The 15508-nt window shown below is 59.1% G+C and carries 14 protein-coding genes; 8 read left to right on the top strand and 6 right to left on the bottom strand.

Translation table 11 applies throughout. From position 1 onward, the window contains the following. Positions 1-163: 163 nt before the first annotated feature. Complete coding sequence (gene pyk / locus LF252_RS18380; RefSeq protein WP_226271055.1) at positions 164-1603, bottom strand: pyruvate kinase; 1440 nt, start codon at positions 1601-1603, stop codon at positions 164-166. A gap of 149 nt (positions 1604-1752) precedes the next feature. Continuing rightward, a complete protein-coding gene (locus LF252_RS18375; protein ID WP_226271054.1) occupies positions 1753-2181 on the bottom strand; it encodes an IPExxxVDY family protein in 429 nt (142 codons plus the stop codon). A 161-nt stretch (positions 2182-2342) separates the two neighbouring features. Between LF252_RS18375 and LF252_RS18370 the strand changes: the two genes are divergently transcribed. The 8 genes from LF252_RS18370 (at position 2343) to lgt (ending at position 10398) form a co-directional block, all read left to right on the top strand. Then, the gene (locus LF252_RS18370) at positions 2343-2579 is read left to right on the top strand and encodes an acyl carrier protein (protein WP_169532328.1); all 237 of its coding nucleotides are present in this window, start codon (positions 2343-2345) and stop codon (positions 2577-2579) included. A gap of 163 nt (positions 2580-2742) precedes the next feature. Beyond that, positions 2743-3996 carry a beta-ketoacyl-ACP synthase II gene (gene fabF / locus LF252_RS18365; protein ID WP_226271053.1) on the top strand — a complete coding sequence of 418 codons (1254 nt, stop codon included), beginning with the start codon at positions 2743-2745 and terminating at the stop codon, positions 3994-3996. Beyond that, positions 3996-4745 (top strand): ribonuclease III, encoded by a 750-nt coding sequence (gene rnc, locus LF252_RS18360; RefSeq protein WP_226271052.1) that lies wholly within the window; start codon positions 3996-3998, stop codon positions 4743-4745. The genes fabF and rnc overlap by 1 nt, the downstream gene beginning before the upstream one ends. Positions 4746-4802: 57 nt before the next feature. Beyond that, positions 4803-6059 carry a M1 family aminopeptidase gene (locus tag LF252_RS18355; protein WP_226271051.1) on the top strand — a complete coding sequence of 419 codons (1257 nt, stop codon included), beginning with the start codon at positions 4803-4805 and terminating at the stop codon, positions 6057-6059. A gap of 114 nt (positions 6060-6173) precedes the next feature. Beyond that, on the top strand, positions 6174-8108 hold the full coding sequence (gene nadE / locus LF252_RS18350; protein ID WP_226271050.1) for an NAD(+) synthase: 1935 nt from the start codon (positions 6174-6176) through the stop codon (positions 8106-8108). Between the two features lie 169 nt (positions 8109-8277). Next, complete coding sequence (locus LF252_RS18345) at positions 8278-8988, top strand: DUF433 domain-containing protein (RefSeq protein ID WP_226271049.1); 711 nt, start codon at positions 8278-8280, stop codon at positions 8986-8988. Beyond that, a complete protein-coding gene (locus tag LF252_RS18340) occupies positions 8972-9367 on the top strand; it encodes a PIN-like domain-containing protein (RefSeq protein ID WP_226271048.1) in 396 nt (131 codons plus the stop codon). Before LF252_RS18345 ends, LF252_RS18340 begins: the two co-directional genes overlap by 17 nt. Before the next feature lie 32 nt (positions 9368-9399). Beyond that, complete coding sequence (gene lgt / locus LF252_RS18335; protein WP_226271047.1) at positions 9400-10398, top strand: prolipoprotein diacylglyceryl transferase; 999 nt, start codon at positions 9400-9402, stop codon at positions 10396-10398. A gap of 195 nt (positions 10399-10593) precedes the next feature. On the opposite strand, the gene fbaA is transcribed toward lgt, so the two are convergent. The 4 genes from fbaA to LF252_RS18315 all read right to left on the bottom strand — a co-directional run bounded on the left by fbaA (position 10594) and on the right by LF252_RS18315 (position 15055). Next, positions 10594-11682: a class II fructose-bisphosphate aldolase gene (fbaA, locus tag LF252_RS18330; RefSeq protein ID WP_226271046.1), complete on the bottom strand. Its 1089-nt coding sequence runs from the start codon at positions 11680-11682 to the stop codon at positions 10594-10596. Between the two features lie 183 nt (positions 11683-11865). Then, positions 11866-12744, bottom strand: coding sequence for an SdiA-regulated/phytase-like domain-containing protein (locus LF252_RS18325; protein ID WP_226271045.1), 879 nt, complete (start codon positions 12742-12744; stop codon positions 11866-11868). A 93-nt stretch (positions 12745-12837) separates the two neighbouring features. Beyond that, positions 12838-13866 carry a LacI family DNA-binding transcriptional regulator gene (locus LF252_RS18320; protein ID WP_226271044.1) on the bottom strand — a complete coding sequence of 343 codons (1029 nt, stop codon included), beginning with the start codon at positions 13864-13866 and terminating at the stop codon, positions 12838-12840. Positions 13867-13981: 115 nt separating this feature from the next. After that, a complete protein-coding gene (locus LF252_RS18315) occupies positions 13982-15055 on the bottom strand; it encodes a glycoside hydrolase family 43 protein (RefSeq protein ID WP_226271043.1) in 1074 nt (357 codons plus the stop codon). Between the last annotated feature and the right edge of the window lie 453 nt (positions 15056-15508).

The following is a 15508-nucleotide window of genomic DNA, read 5'->3' as shown; positions in this document are numbered from 1 at the left end:
CAGGGCCTTATTGTTTTGGCTATTGGTTGGAGTGAGAGGCTGTTTGGTCTAGAGACTATACCTCGGCCGTCAGCGTCTGCAAGATGCGTTACATCTAGCTGAAAAAGAAAAGGCCCGCCAGCATTTGCTGACGGGCCTTTTAGGGTAATAAAACGAAGCCGAGTTATGCTACGCTCACCTTTACCATGTTAGTCTTACCCTTCTCGTTGATGGGCATGGAGGCCGTGTTGATGAACACGTCGCCTTTGTTGAGGTGGCCAGTGGTGGTTAGGGCGTATTTGATGTCTGACACGGTACTGTCGGTGCTCACCATGCGGTCGTAGTAGAAGCCCCGCACGCCCCATATCAGGCTGAGCGTAGTCAGGAGGGCGCGGTTATCGGTGAAGATGAAGATGTGGGCTTTCGGGCGGTACCGGGCAATCTGGAAGGCCGTGTAGCCGCGGTGCGTCATGCCGGTAATGGCTTTAGCGCCCGTGTTCTTAGCCAAGTGGCAGGCCGCCGACAGCACACTGTCTACCATGAAGGTGGGCGAGTCGGGGGTGATGGGCCACCACCGGTGGTAGAGCGATTCGCGGCGCGTTTCCACGCTCATAATCGTGCCCACCATCGAGCGGATTACTTCGGCAGGGTAGGCACCCACGGCCGTTTCGGCGGAGAGCATTACGGCGTCGGCTCCGTCCAGCACGGCGTTGGCCACGTCGGAGGTTTCAGCGCGGGTGGGGCGGGGGGCCGTAATCATGCTTTCCATCATCTGGGTAGCTACAATTACGGGTTTGCCGGCCTTATTGCACTTCTCCACAATCATCTTCTGGGCCATCGGCACCTCTTCCATCTTCACCTCCACGCCCAGGTCGCCGCGGGCTACCATTACGGCGTCGGTGAGGGCAATGATTTCGTCGAGGTTCTTCAGGCCTTCGGGAGTCTCAATCTTAGCAATTACGCGGGCGGTTTTACCGCTCTCGGCAATCAGGCCTTTGATAAAGCGGATGTCCTCGGCCCGGCGGGCAAACGACAGAGCAATCCAGTCTACGTCATTCTCCAGCCCAAACTTCAGGTCCTCAATGTCCTTCTCCGTCATCGACGGGGCCGATACTTCGGAATCGGGCAGGTTGATGCCTTTGCGGGGCTTCACGAGGCCGCCGTAGATTACCTCCACGTCCACTTCCTTGTCCCGGTCGGTGGCCAACACGCGCAGCTCAATCTTACCGTCGTCGATGAGGATCATGTCGCCGGGCTTTACGTCGCGGGCCAGGCCCAAGTAAATGGTGCTCAGGCGCGTGGCGGTGCTGATTTCCTTCTCGCCGCACACCAGCTTGATTTTGTCGCCGGGCTTAATTTCTACACCGCCGCCTTCTACTTCACCCAACCGGATTTTGGGGCCCTGCAAATCCTGCAGCAGGCCCACGTGCGTGCGCAGGTCTTTGTTGAGGCGGCGCACCGTGTTGATTACCGCCAGGTGGTCTTCGTGGCTGCCGTGCGAGAAGTTCAGGCGAAACACGTCCACGCCTTCGCGCATCAGCATGCCCAGCTTCTCATAGGTGTTGGAGGCGGGCCCCACGGTGGCAATAATCTTGGTTCTATTGAAATGCGGGCGAACTTCCATGGAATGTGGTATGGTCAAAAAAAGTAAGACGGGCAAAAGGTCCAAACACTCGCCATCCTGAGCGGGAGCGAAGCGGCTTGCCTAGTAGAACAATGTTCAAGCAGGATAAGGCGCTTCGCTCCCGCTCAGGATGGCGGAGGGTTCAATACTCAAAAGAGCAGATTTTCTTTGAATTTAAGGTCATTTGGATCAACCTGGCTGACCAATTGGACTTCGGGCAGCGCAGAAAGTTGCACCAGCAGCTCTTCCGGCGAGCGGCCGCTCACGCTGCTACTCACCTGCAGCAGGTAATCGTACTCCTTAATATCGGGGGCTAGGAAAGGTTTTTTCAGGGGCGAAGGAGCCACGGAACGGTTGCGCAGCAGGCGCAGGGTGTAGTGCTCGGTGGCGTGCAGGTAGTTGCTGATAACCAGCCGGCCTTTGGTGAGCAGGTCGTAAATCAGGTCCTGCTGCTTGATCAGGCGCAGGTGCAGCGCCCGGTTGAGCACCCAGGCCAGCGTGTGTTCCCTGCTCGACGATACCAGCCCAAACAGGTCGAAGTCACAGTCGTACTCCACATCCAGGGTGAGGGTTTTCATGGGCAAGGCAAAGGAAAGACAACGCAAAAATAGCTACTCTAGTACCGCGGCGGAACTCCCCCGGTCATAATCTTGTACCGGGAAGATTAGGGGGACGAAGTTTGACAATGTTAGCGAAGATGGTGTTATTTGTGCCGAGTTTTCCTTAAACCCCCACGGAAATGTCTGAAATTGCAGAAAAAGTAAAAGCCATCATCATCGATAAACTCGGCGTAGAAGCTTCAGAAGTTACCCCAGAGGCCTCGTTCACCAACGACCTGGGTGCTGACTCGCTGGACACTGTTGAGCTGATCATGGAATTCGAAAAAGAATTCAACGTGTCGATTCCGGACGATCAGGCTGAGAATATCCAGACCGTGGGTCAGGCTATCAGCTACCTCGAAGAGCACGCTAAATAGTTTTTAGTGCTTAGTTACTAGTGCTTAGTGCCTGGATGGTTCTGGTGCCACCTGAGCACTAGCAACTGGGCACTAACTACTACACCTTGCTTACCGGCCGGCCTGCCGCCGGCCGTTTTGCTTTTCTCCTGTTTCCTTTCTTTTCGCTTCTCTGAGCCAGCCTATGTCTCTTCGGAGAGTTGTCGTGACCGGCCTGGGTGCTATTACCCCGCTGGGCAACACCGCCCCCGCTTATTGGGAGGGCCTGCAAGCCGGCGTGAGTGGGGCCGCCCCCATCACCCGATTCGATGCCAGCAAGTTCAAAACGCGCTTCGCTTGCGAAGTGAAGAACTATAACTCGGATGACTTCTTTGACCGCAAAGAAGGCCGGAAAATGGACCTGTTCACGCAGTTTGCCGTGGTAGCTTCCGATGAAGCCATCCGCGACGCCGGCCTGCTGGACGGAGCTGTAAACAAGGACCGCGTGGGCGTTATTTGGGGCTCGGGCATCGGCGGGCTGAAATCCTTGCAGGAAGAATGCGTGCAGTTTGGCCGCGGTGATGGTACGCCGCGCTTCTCGCCCTTCTTCATCCCGCGCATGATTGCCGACTCCGCCTCGGGCAATATCTCCATCAAAAACGGCTTCCGCGGGCCCAACTTCATCACCACTTCGGCCTGCGCTTCTTCGTCGGATTCCATTATTGCTGCCTTCAACAACATCCGCCTCGGCCTGGCCGACGTGATGGTGACCGGCGGCTCGGAAGCGGCCATTACGGAGTCGGGCATTGGGGGCTTCAACGCCCTGAAGGCCATGAGCGAGCGGAACGACTCGCCCGAAACAGCCTCCCGTCCCTATGATAAGGACCGGGACGGTTTCGTGCTGGGTGAAGGTGCCGGCGCCATCGTGCTGGAGGCGCTGGAGCACGCACAGGCCCGGGGTGCCAAAATCTACGCTGAGCTGATTGGCGGCGGTATGTCGTCGGATGCCTATCACATTACGGCTCCGGACCCCACCGGCGGCGGGGTGGTGCTGGTAATGCAGAACGCCCTCCGCGACGCCGGCATCCGGCCCGAGGACGTGGATTACATCAACACCCACGGTACCAGCACGCCCCTGGGCGACGGTGCCGAAATCAAGGCTATTGAGACGGTATTCGGCTCACACGCCGAGAAGCTCAATATTTCCTCTACCAAGAGCATGACCGGCCACTTGCTGGGCGGCGCTGGTGGTATTGAGGCGGTGGCTTGCCTGCTGGCTATGCAGCATGATATGGTACCGCCCACCATCAACTTGCACACGCCCGACCCGGAAATCAACCAGGCTCTGAATTTCACGCCCAACACGGCGCAGGCCCGGAAGGTAAACGTGGCTATCAGCAATACCTTTGGGTTCGGGGGGCACAACACGTCCGTCGTATTCCGCAAGTTTCAGAACTAATGCCCAGGCCCGGTCAACCCCTACCGTTATTCGGCTTTTTCCGCCGACTGGTAGGCCGTGACCGGGCCTTTCGGCAGGCTATTGCCACCCTCACGGGTCACACGCCCGACAACGTACGCCTGTATCAGCTGGCCTTCACGCACTCCTCGGTGGTGCGCCAGCAGGGCGAGCAAGCCCGCCACCAGAGCAACGAACGGCTGGAGTTCCTCGGCGACGCCGTGCTGGGCACGGTGGTGGCCGAATACCTGTTTCGGAAGTACCCATACGAGCAGGAAGGCTTTCTGACGGAGATGCGCAGTCGCATTGTGAACCGGGAAAGCCTTAACGGCATTGCCCTCAAAATTGGCCTCGATAAGCTGGTGCAGCTGGATGCCGGCCAGGGCCGGGCCGCCCGCTCCCGCTCCGTAAATGGCAACGCGCTGGAGGCGTTAGTAGGCGCGGTGTACCTCGACCAGGGCTACAAAACGGCCCGCAAGTTTGTACTCAGCCGCCTCATCAAGCCCTACGTAGATGTGAAGGCCATGACGCAGACGACCACCAACTTCAAAAGCAAGCTGATTGAGTGGGCCCAGCGCAACGGCAAAAACCTGCGCTACGACCTCACCGGCGAAGCCCGCCCCGGCGGCGTAATGGAGTTTTCGGCCACGGTGGTAGTGGACGAAAGTCCGGTAGCCACGGGCATGGGCCTGAGCAAGAAGCAAGCCGAACAGCTCGCTGCTGAGCGGGCGCTGGAAGTGCTGGGAGTGTAAGTTTTCCTGCGTCCAGCGGTTATCAGAGCTTCCGGGTAGATAATTAGAGTGCTCTATATGAAGTATCTGGTAGCAGTGATAAACCTGTGGCTTGCTACGTATGAGGCCGCCTACGCCACACCCCGTGTGGAGGTACAGCTGCAGGTAGAACCCGCAACGCACTCTTTCATCTGCCACTACACATTCACGCTGCCAGCCACTGATACCGCCACAGGTATTGCGCTGAACCTGGACCGACAGTTTCGGATTACGGATGTGAGCAGTCCGGGCGCAACTGTGCAACGGGTGCCTCGGGTGTATTACTCTTATTTCGCCGATACGCTGCAGCAGGTAGCAGTGCGCTACGCTACGGGCAAGCACCACCGAAAGCGGCAGGTTAGCCTGACGTATACGGGCACCCTGACGCCGCGCTTTTTCACCGAGCAGGGCATGGTTTTCAGCGGCCACACCAACTGGCTGCCCTTTCGGCCTTATCAGGAATATGAAACGGTAGCGTACACGCTGGAAGTGCAGGCGCCTACTTCTTACCAAGTTGTGAGTGCCACGGCGGCCAAGCGGCAACAGCCGGGTAAATGGGTGTTCCGAGGAAGCACCGGGGCAATAGAGCCTACCGCTATGGTAGGTCAGCAGTTTCAGCAGCTGGTTTCGGCCACTGGCCCAGCTATTCGGGTGCTGAAAACTGGGGCAAATTTGATGCCTGCCGATACGGCACTGCTGCGCAAAGCAGAAAGTATACTTGCGTTCTACAACCGCACCATTGGGCAGCAGGAGCCAGTTTCCCGCTTCTCCATTTTCTTGCCGGGTACGAACACCGATGCCTTCGGGCTGCTGGATAATGCCGCGGTGATAACCTACACGGATTTTGATGTGGCGGGCAAACGCGAGGATTTGCTAATTCTGGCCCACGAAATCAGCCACAAGTGGTGGGGCTACGGGCGAGTGCACGATTACAACGACTGGTTGAACGAGGCATTTGCAACGTACTCAAGCCTGCTGTACCTGCGCGAATTGGGTGACGAGGCGGGCTATCAGGCCGAATTGGCTAAGCGGGCGGCCACCGTGAGCGACGCCCCGGCAATATGTGGCTTCGATTACCAGAAGCACCCCCGGCCCGTGTACCGGCGCGTGATTTATAACAAGGGGACAGTGGTACTGGCGGCTTTGCACACACGTATGGGCACCGAATTGTTTATCCGGCTACTGGCCACGGTGGCCGCCCGCCATGTGAGCACCACCACTGAGCTGTTGGCTATAGTCGAGCAAATCGCCGGTGCGGAAACCAAAGCTTGGTTACTGGCTGAGCTCAACAGGTAGACGGCCGAGCCCACCGGAGTAAAGGGCAGGTGCTGTGTGGTGCGGAAAGCGCAAGGGCAACCCAATCCGGGGAAATGGAGTTGATTTGCACTGTCAACCCTTCCACCCGAACTCATGCGAATAGCCGGCGCCGCCCTCAACCAGATACCCTTCGACTGGACTCACAACCTGCGCACCATCCGCGAGGCCATTGAGCAGGCCAAAGTGGCCGGCGTGGAGCTGCTGTGCCTGCCCGAGCTGTGCCTTACCGGCTACGGCTGCGAGGACCTGTTTCTGAGTGACTGGCTGCCGGAGTCGGCGCTGCTGCACTTGCAGCAGGTGCGCCGCTGGACGGACGGGATTTGCGTGGTAGTGGGGCTGCCCATTCGCCTCAATCACCGCACCTACAACACGGCCGCCGTGCTGCGCGACGGGCAGATTCTGGGCTTCGCGGCCAAGCAGTTTCTGGCCAACGACGGCGTGCACTACGAGCCCCGCTTCTTCCACCCCTGGCCGGCCGGCGAAACTACCACGGTGCAGTGGGAAGGGGAGGAGTGGCCGTTGGGCGACATGATTTTCGAGCACCAGGGCGTGAAGTTCGGGTTTGAAATCTGCGAGGATGCGTGGCGGCCCAACGACGTGCGCCCCGCCTGCCGCCTCGTGGGCCGGGTAGATTTGATTGTGAACCCCTCGGCCTCGCACTTTGCCATGAGCAAGACCGACGTGCGCTACCACCTCGTAACGGAGGCTTCGCGCACGTTCCGCTGCACCTACCTCTACGCCAACCTGCTGGGCAACGAAGCCGGCCGCATGATTTACGACGGCGAAATTCTGGTAGCCCGCAACGGCCACCTGCTGCTGCGCAACCAGCTCATGAGCTTCAAGGAGGTAGATATGGAGTGCGTGGACGTGGACTTCAGCCAGCCCCTGGAACCCGCCGCTGAAATTGCCGCCCAGCCCGCCCCCGACGAGTACCGGGAGCTGAATCAGGCCCTGAGCCTGGCCCTGTTCGACTACCTGCGCAAGGCCCGCAGCCGGGGTTTCGTACTGAGCCTGAGCGGCGGGGCCGACTCGTGCATGTGCGCCGTGGCCGTGGCCGAAATGGTGCGGCTGGCCTGCGCCGAAATTGGCACCGCCGAGTTTATGCGCCGCTCCGGCTGCTTCACGGCGCAGGAAATCGAGCAGCTGGCCGGCCCGGTGGCTCCGGTGCCCGACCACAATGCCCCCGGCCCCCAGGATGCTTCAGTATCGGACCCGGACAAACAACAAAAAACCATCAACCAAAAACTAACCGCCCGCCTGCTCACGTGCGCCTACCAAGGCACCGTCAACTCCTCCGACGACACGTTCAACTCGGCCAAAGAGCTGGCTGATTCGCTGGGAGCGGTATTCTATGACTGGACCATTGACGACGAGGTGACGGGCTACGTGGGCAAAATTGAGCACGCGCTGGGCCGGGAGCTGACCTGGAAAACCGACGACTTGGCCCTGCAGAACATCCAGGCCCGGGTGAGGGCTCCCGCTATTTGGCTGCTAGCCAACGTGCAGAATTGCCTGCTGCTGACCACTTCCAACCGCTCGGAGGCCAGCGTGGGCTACTGCACCATGGACGGCGACACGGCCGGCTCTATCTCACCTATTGCCGGGGTGGATAAAGCCTTTGTGAAGCAGTGGCTGCGCTGGGCCGAAACGGAGCTGAACTACCCGGCCTTGCATCACGTGAATGCCCTGCAGCCCACCGCCGAACTGCGCCCTCTGGAAGACAAGCAAACCGACGAGCGGGACCTGATGCCCTATCCGCTGCTCAACCGCATCGAGCGGCTGGCTTTCTACGACCGGCTCAGCCCCCGGCAGGTGCTGGCCACGCTGGTGCAGGAAGACCCCGCGGCCGACGCGGAGCAGATGAAGACCTACGTGAAGCGCTTCTATTCCCTCTGGAGCCGCAACCAGTGGAAGCGGGAGCGGTACGCCCCCGCCTTCCACCTCGACGATTACAACGTGGACCCTCGTTCCTGGCTGCGCTTCCCCATCCTGAGCGGCGGCTTTACCGAGGAGCTGAACGCGTTGTAGAAATTGCCATTACAACTCTCGTTCCGAGCGAAGTGAGAAATCTGAGTCAACTGTTGCATTAGCATACTCCAGATTCCTCGCTTCTCTCTAAATGACAGTTTAACGACTCTCATAAGTGAACAGCGGGTACTGCTTCTGCCGCAAACCCTGTACTTTCGTAGCCTGAACTTTGACTAGGAACGTGGCGGCAAGCAGTCTGACTCAACTATACCAAGAGCGGGAAGCCTACCGGCTACCAGTGTACTCGGCGCGGCAGGTAGCGCACCTGACCGGCCTTTCGGCCACTACCGTGCATACCTGGACTCGGGCCGAGGATGCACTGGTGCAGCCCGCCAGTCCCGAGGCCCTGTCCTTTCTGAACCTGGTGGAAGTACACGTACTGGCCGCCATCCGGCACCAGCACGGGTTGCCGTTGCAACGGGTGCGCCACGCGGTGCAGTTTGTGCGGCAGGAGCTGCAGGCCGAACACCCCCTGGCCCAGCACGAGTTTGAAACCGACGGGGTAGACCTGTTTGTGCGCGCCCTGGAAGACGATAACCTGCTGATCAACGCTTCCCGCCGGGGCCAGATGACCATCCGGCAGCTGGTGGAAGCCTACCTGCGCCGCATTGAGCGCGCCCCCGATGGCTTTCCGCTGCGGCTGTTTCCGGTATACAGCAGCGGAGCCGGCTTCGCCCCCGAGGGGTTGCCCACGCTCATTGCCGTGGACCCTACCATCTCCTTCGGCCGGCCGGTGCTGACGGAAAACTACGTGCCCGTGGACGTGGTGGTAAACCTATACCGGGCCGGTGACTCGGTGCGGGATATTGCCGATGATTTTGGCCTGAGCGTGCGGGCTGTGGAAGAAGCAATTCGATATGAGCTTGGAGCCGTTGCCTGACCCCCTGTTTTTTCTGGACCGCACCGTGGCCACGCGCCGCGTGCAGGAGGCCCTGCAGTCCCAGGGAGTATCCTTTCTGGCTCACCCCCATGAGTTCCAGCCCGACACCCCCGATACCGAGTGGCTACCGGCCATTACGGCCCGCGGCGGCTTCGTGCTCACGCAGGAGCGCCGCATCGGCTTCAACCCCCTAGAGCAGCAGGCCCTGCTGGCCAGTGGGGTAGGGGCGTTTATCATTGTAGCCAAAGACCTGACCGGGGCCGCCCTGGCCGATTGCCTAGTGCGGGCGCTGCCGCGCATGCAGCGCTTTGCCCGGCGGCAGGCGCGGCCTTTCCTGGCAAAAGTGTATGTTGATGGCAGCGTACAGCGCCTTGCCTGATTTCTGACCGCATTTTCTAACGTATTTCGCGTATGAGTTTTCTGAGTGCTATTCTGTGGAACCCCGACCCCATTCTGGCTGAGCTGGGCCCCCTTACGCTGCGCTGGTACGGCCTGCTGTTCATGTCGGGCTTTGTGGTGGGCACGTTCATCCTGAGCCACATCTACCGCTCCGAAAAGGTGTCGCCGCGCTGGGTAGATGTCATTACCATTTACATGCTGCTGGGTACGGTGCTGGGCGCGCGCCTGGGCCACGTGTTTTTCTACGACTGGGAATCGTACAAGGACCGGCCGCTGGAAATCCTGCAGATCTGGCACGGCGGGCTGGCCTCGCACGGGGCTACCATCGGCATCATTCTGGCCGTGTGGCTGTTCAGCCGCAACAACAAGTTCAACGTGCTCTGGACGCTGGACCGTATTGTGCTGGTGGTAGCCGTGGGCGGAGCGCTTATCCGCCTGGGTAACCTGATGAATTCCGAAATTGTGGGCCACCCCACTGATGCGCCCTGGGCCTTCGTGTTTCCGCGCGACACCGAGCACCTGCAGCAAGCCCGCCCCGACCAGCCGCTGCCGGCCGGTTCCTACGCCGTGCAGTACCTGCCGCAGCCCGATAAAGAAGTAAGCGTAGAAGCTCAGCCCGTAACGGGCAGCGTGGCTCCGGGCACCAAAGTAGCCGTGCCGCGCCACCCCACCCAGATTTACGAGTCGTTGTTCTGCGTGTTCCTGTTCGTGCTGCTGTACGCCATGTGGAACCGCACCAAGGAACACACGCCTAATGGCCAGCTGTTCGGGCTGTTTGTGGTGCTGCTGTTCTCGTTCCGCTTCCTGGTGGAGTTCCTAAAGGAAGACCAGGTGGCGTTTGAGCAGAACATGACGCTGAACATGGGCCAGCTGCTGAGCATTCCGCTGGTGCTGGTGGGCCTGTACGTGCTGTTTACGGCCCGCAACCGCCCCGGTCGTCCCGAGGATGCCCCCCGCGACCTGGAGGAGCAGGAAGCCCGCGAAGCCGCCCTGGCCGCCGCCAAACGGTAGTTCACACAGGCTATTTGTCATTCCGAGCAAAGCGAGGAATCTGAGTGGTTTATTGCAACGACTTTAACCCAGATTCCTCGCTTTGCTCGGAATGACAGCCAAAGAAAACGGCCCCGTGCTCAACCAGAGCACGGGGCCATTTTGTGTGAGGTGGTCAGTCAGCCAAAGACCACTAACCACCCTCCAAAAACCAACCTAGAAGCGGCGGTTTACGGCGTTGAGGTCTTCAAACGCCGACTTGAGGCGGGTGATGAAGGTTTCCTCGCCCTTGCGCAGCCATACGCGCGGGTCGTAGTACTTCTTGTTGGGCGAATCCTCACCGGTGGGGTTACCGATCTGGCTTTGCAGGAAGCCTTCGTTTTTCTGGTAATATCCGCGGATACCATCCCAGAACGCCCACTGCAGGTCGGTGTCGATGTTCATTTTGATGGCCCCGTAGCTGATAGCCTCGCGGATTTCCTCCTGCGACGAGCCCGAGCCACCGTGAAACACGAAGTTGATGGGACGCTCGGCTTCCAGGCCGTACTTCTCCTTCACGAAATCCTGCGAGTTTTTCAGGATAACGGGCTGCAGCTTCACGTTGCCGGGCTTGTACACGCCGTGCACGTTGCCGAAGGCGGCGGCAATGGTGAAGCGGGGGCTCACTTTGCTCAGTTCCTCGTAAGCGTAAGCCACCTCCGAGGGCTGGGTGTAAAGCTTCGAGGAATCCACATCGGAGTTGTCCACGCCGTCTTCCTCGCCGCCGGTTACGCCCAGCTCAATTTCCAGCGTCATGCCAATTTTGGCCATGCGCTCCAAGTACTCTTTGCAAATTTCGATGTTCTCCTCGATGGGCTCCTCCGAGAGGTCGAGCATGTGGGAGGAGTACAGCGGCTGGCCGTGCTCGGCGTAGAATTTTTCGCCGGCTTCCAGCAGGCCGTCAATCCAGGGCAGCAGCTTTTTGGCGGCGTGGTCGGTGTGCAGAATTACGGGTACGCCATAGGCTTTAGCCATCAGGTGCACGTGCTGGGCACCCGAAATGCCGCCGGCAATGCTGGCCTGCTGCTTATCGTTGGCGAGGCCTTTGCCGGCGAAGAACTGGGCACCCCCGTTCGAGAACTGAATAATAACCGGCGAGTTCAGGTCGCGGGCGGCCTCCAGCACGGCATTTACCGTGTCGGTACCGGTTACGTTCACGGCGGGCAGCGCGTAACCATTGGCTTTGGCATGTTCGAAAAGCTGCTGCACTTCGTCGCCGTGCAGCACGCCGGCGCGCAGGCCGGTGAGAGTGGTTTGTTCAGCCATTTGCTGGAAGATGGTGGCGCAGGTCGGGGAAAGGCCGCACCGGGTTTTGGAATCGTAGGTCAAACATACTCAAAAGAAAAAGGTCCTGCCACATGCAAAAGCGGGCCCTTAGCGAATTTTCGCTAAGGGCCCGCCTGACGCTTCCATACGGCTTGCCTAACCGGCTTTTCAGCGGCTCGTCAATCAGAATGAATACGTATACAATGCGCCCTGCTCGTTGCTGATATAGAGCGTATTATTGTCGGTGAAAACGGCCCCTTCCGTCTGGCCGGCTCCTTTTAAAGTAACCTGCCGAGGCGTGGCCTTAAGGATGTCTTCAAAGCTGTTGCCTTCCAGCACAAACATTTCCTGGCGGGCCAGCAGTACCAGGCGGCGGCCGTCGGGGCTGAGGGCGGCATCGGTTACCTGCCCGGGAATAGCGAGGCGGGTAACTTGCTGGGCGGTGTAGTTGCCGGGTTGGTCGGGCACGGTATATACTTTGCTGGTGCGCTCCTGGGCCCGGTCCTTAGTGAACATATATACTTTGCCGGCGTGCCAGAGCGTGGCTTCACAGTCGAAGTTACGCTCGTCCTTGGCGGGCGGGAAGTCCTTTTGATCGGGGTATTTCAGGTGAATTTCCTGCACCTGCTGCAGGTTGCTGGGATTGAGGCGATAAATTACGAGGTCCTGCCGGTCGTTGTTGTTGTTGCCTACGTCGCCAATGTACACGTGGCCGTTAGTGTCGCGGGTAATGCTTTCCCAGTCGTGGCTTTTCACCGGAATATCCAGCTGGGCCAGGGTTTTGCCGGTGGTGCTGATTTTGTACAGAATAGGCTGAGTGCCGTCGTCGCCGTGGGTGAAGAAGGAGCCGGCCTCGCCGGTCAGGGCCAGGCCCGAGCTTTCGGGTACGCCGCTCATGCGGCCCACCTGCGTGAGCCCCGCAATATCGGCGGCTTTGTTGCCCTTTTTGCCTTTCTTCTTGCCTGACTTTTCCTGCTTGCCTTCCGGGTTTTTAGTTTGAGCCTCGGAGCAGCCGCTGAGTAAAGTGCCGGCTAAGGCGGCGGCAAAAAATAAGGTGCGCATGATGTAGCTGGTTATATGAAAAAGCCGTTGCGAGCTGCAACGGCAATTCAGGCTATACGCAAAGCGGGCCGCCAGGGTACATTGAGTGCGCCGCTAGCGAGCAGGAGGCAAGGAGGATTCCCGGATTAGCAACTCTGGCTGCAGCAGAATTCGGCGGGGGGAAAACGGGGTGGATGCCTGCTCACGCATTTCCAGAAATAAGCGCACTGCCGACTGACCCATCAATTCGCAACGCTGGTCGACGGTGGTAAGCATAGGTTCAGTGAAGGACGTAAACAGCTCGTTACTGAAACCCGATAACGCCATTTGCTGCGGCACACGCAGCGCCCGGCGCTTCAGCTCCTGCAGCGCCCCCACCGCCGAAAAATCACTGGCGGAAAACACGGCGTCGGGTGGGTTGGGGAGCTGGAGCAACTGCTGCATGCCCGCTACACCATCGTCCAGGGTCATGTCGGAGTGCAGAATCAACTCCGGCTCGATGGGCAGGCCACACTCCCGGAGGGCATCGAGGTAGCCCTGCTGGCGGTCCTTGTAAATATTAAGATGCTGGGGGCCGCCGAAATGGGCAATGCGGCGGCAGCCCTGGGCAATGAGGTGCTTGGTTGATTGGTAGCCCCCGGCCCGGTCGTCGAGCACCACGGCATTCACGTCCAGCCCGTCCAGAATCCGGTCAAAAAATACCAGCGGAATTTCCTGCTTGCGCACCTTCTCAAAATGCCGAAAGTCGCGGGTAGTGCGGGAAAGAGACACCAGAATACCTTCTACCTGTGCACTGAGCAGTGTTTCAATATTCTTCCGCTCGTGTACTACATCCTCGTTCGATTGGCAGATGAGCACATTGAAGCCCGCCTTGGTAGCTACCGTTTCAATGCCCTTGACAACCAGCGTAAAAAAGTGGCCATCAATGTGGGGAACCATCACGCCCAGCAGATTACTACGGCCTTTGCGCAAGCCCGCAGCCATGTGGTTGGGCTGATAGTGCAGCTCCTGCGCCAGCTTCCACACCCGTTTTTTGGTGGTGTCACTGATGCTGGGGTGGTCGGACAGTGCCCGGGATACCGTAGAAACCGATATGCCCAACTGCGCGGCTAAATCGGTGATGGATGCTTTTGTGCGCGCCAAGCTATTCTGACTTTGAGAAGATTATCCTGAAAACTGAACAGGCAATATCCAAAAACCCTGCGCAAGAACTTGCACTGGTTGCGCAATTTCTTGCGCAGGGTTTGCGCAAACCCGCTTACGCGGGCAGGGGCTGTGGGGTATAGGAAGGGCCCTGGCAGCGGGGACCTTCCTTGGTCCACAGCAGCTTATCAATGCAGAGTTGACGTTCCTTCATGCCTTCGTCCCAAGCGTGGTACACCAGGTACTCGTGCTTGCCATCGGGACTCATAACGTGCGAATGATGCCCGGGCCCTCGTACGTGCCCGGGCACAGCGGCCAGCACCCGGGGACCTTTGCCGCCGCCCGCCTCAGAGTAGGGGCCCATAATGCTGTCGGCTACGCAATAATCCACACCATAACGCGGCGTAAGAAAGTTAGCGCCGCTGTAAAAGCAGTAGTACCTGTCGCCGTGCTTGCGCACAAAAGGTCCTTCCAGGGTATGCCATTCCGGAAACGTCTGGCCGCCATACAGCGGCATGGTGCGGTCTTTCTCGAATACCGTCCAGTCGTGGCGGGCGCGCATTACGGTGCGGCTTTGCCCTGCCAAGCGGGTCATATCGAGCAGCTTATCCACTACCAAGCCAGTACCGGGACGGTAGCCGTTATCAGTGTCAATAAAGTCACGGGCGTAAAAGAGGTACCACTGGCCGTCGGTGTCCCGGAATGGGTGGGCATCAATGGTAAATTTGCTGTCGGGTACATCCAACACCGCCACTTGCGTGTAAGGGCCCTGAGGTGTTTGGCTGGTTGCCACGTGCAGGCGGTGCCCCACTGTGGCGGCAATGGCGCCTCCGCCCATGGAGTAATACATGTAGAAAGTCCCATTGTGGTAAACTACCTCCGGGGCCCAGAAATCAGCCCCCTCTGCGCCAGCCGGGGGGGTAAGGGCTCCACCAGCCGGTTTCCAATCTACCATGTTGGCAGAGGTGAGCAGGGTGAAAATGCGTCCGTCGGGGGTGCGGCCTTGCCCAGTAGTTCCGAAGGCATAGTAGCGGCCCTGGTGCTTAAGCACGAATGGGTCGGGGAATTGCCCGGCGTACACGGGATTCGTGTACGTGCGGGCGGCACGAGCCAAAGCAGTGTGCATGAGAGCCAGGGAAGCAAGGCCGGCGGAAGCCTGCTGCAGAAAGGAGCGGCGGGAGTGAGGCATTGTAATGAGTAGTGAAGAGTAAAGAAGGCGGATTGCGGAGGCCTTGGGTAAGGGGCAGCTGAACCAGGAAAACGTAAAGGCGTCCACGTTTCTGACCACCCAATGGCCGCAGAGGTACCCGTGTAAACCAGAGTCATAGCTGCAGAAGAGCCGCTATTGCCTAGCAGGTACAGCTGGGCTGGCACTGGCAGGATGGACCAGTAACCCTGGCCTGAACCAATCATGAGTGTGCTGGCCTTTTGACAACCTGCTTTCCCGGCTGAGGGCGCAGCAGCAGATGAGTGAGTACTTCATCAGCAAGCGGTGGTAAGATGAGAAGAAATAAACAAACGTTTGCATAAATTAGGCAAAACGTTTTAGCTTGCAGAGCTTTACTAAGCCAGTGGCTGCAACTTGGCATCGGCGCACTGCCAGCTACGCCATCCGTGTGGTAGCGGCATACGCACGGGTTTA

The organism is Hymenobacter pini, from assembly GCF_020421205.1.
Taxonomy (GTDB): domain Bacteria; phylum Bacteroidota; class Bacteroidia; order Cytophagales; family Hymenobacteraceae; genus Hymenobacter; species Hymenobacter pini.
This window is presented reverse-complemented; position numbering and strand designations above follow the sequence as displayed.

Bases quoted from the DNA above. Each gene is read 5' to 3' on its own strand.
- pyk (WP_226271055.1), bottom strand. From the start codon at position 1,603: ATGGAAGTTCGCCCGCATTTCAATAGAACCAAGATTATTGCCACCGTG.
- LF252_RS18375 (WP_226271054.1), bottom strand. From the start codon at position 2,181: ATGAAAACCCTCACCCTGGATGTGGAGTACGACTGTGACTTCGACCTG.
- LF252_RS18370 (WP_169532328.1), top strand. From the start codon at position 2,343: ATGTCTGAAATTGCAGAAAAAGTAAAAGCCATCATCATCGATAAACTC.
- fabF (WP_226271053.1), top strand. From the start codon at position 2,743: ATGTCTCTTCGGAGAGTTGTCGTGACCGGCCTGGGTGCTATTACCCCG.
- rnc (WP_226271052.1), top strand. From the start codon at position 3,996: ATGCCCAGGCCCGGTCAACCCCTACCGTTATTCGGCTTTTTCCGCCGA.
- LF252_RS18355 (WP_226271051.1), top strand. From the start codon at position 4,803: ATGAAGTATCTGGTAGCAGTGATAAACCTGTGGCTTGCTACGTATGAG.
- nadE (WP_226271050.1), top strand. From the start codon at position 6,174: ATGCGAATAGCCGGCGCCGCCCTCAACCAGATACCCTTCGACTGGACT.
- lgt (WP_226271047.1), top strand. From the start codon at position 9,400: ATGAGTTTTCTGAGTGCTATTCTGTGGAACCCCGACCCCATTCTGGCT.
- fbaA (WP_226271046.1), bottom strand. From the start codon at position 11,682: ATGGCTGAACAAACCACTCTCACCGGCCTGCGCGCCGGCGTGCTGCAC.
- LF252_RS18325 (WP_226271045.1), bottom strand. From the start codon at position 12,744: ATGCGCACCTTATTTTTTGCCGCCGCCTTAGCCGGCACTTTACTCAGC.
- LF252_RS18315 (WP_226271043.1), bottom strand. From the start codon at position 15,055: ATGCCTCACTCCCGCCGCTCCTTTCTGCAGCAGGCTTCCGCCGGCCTT.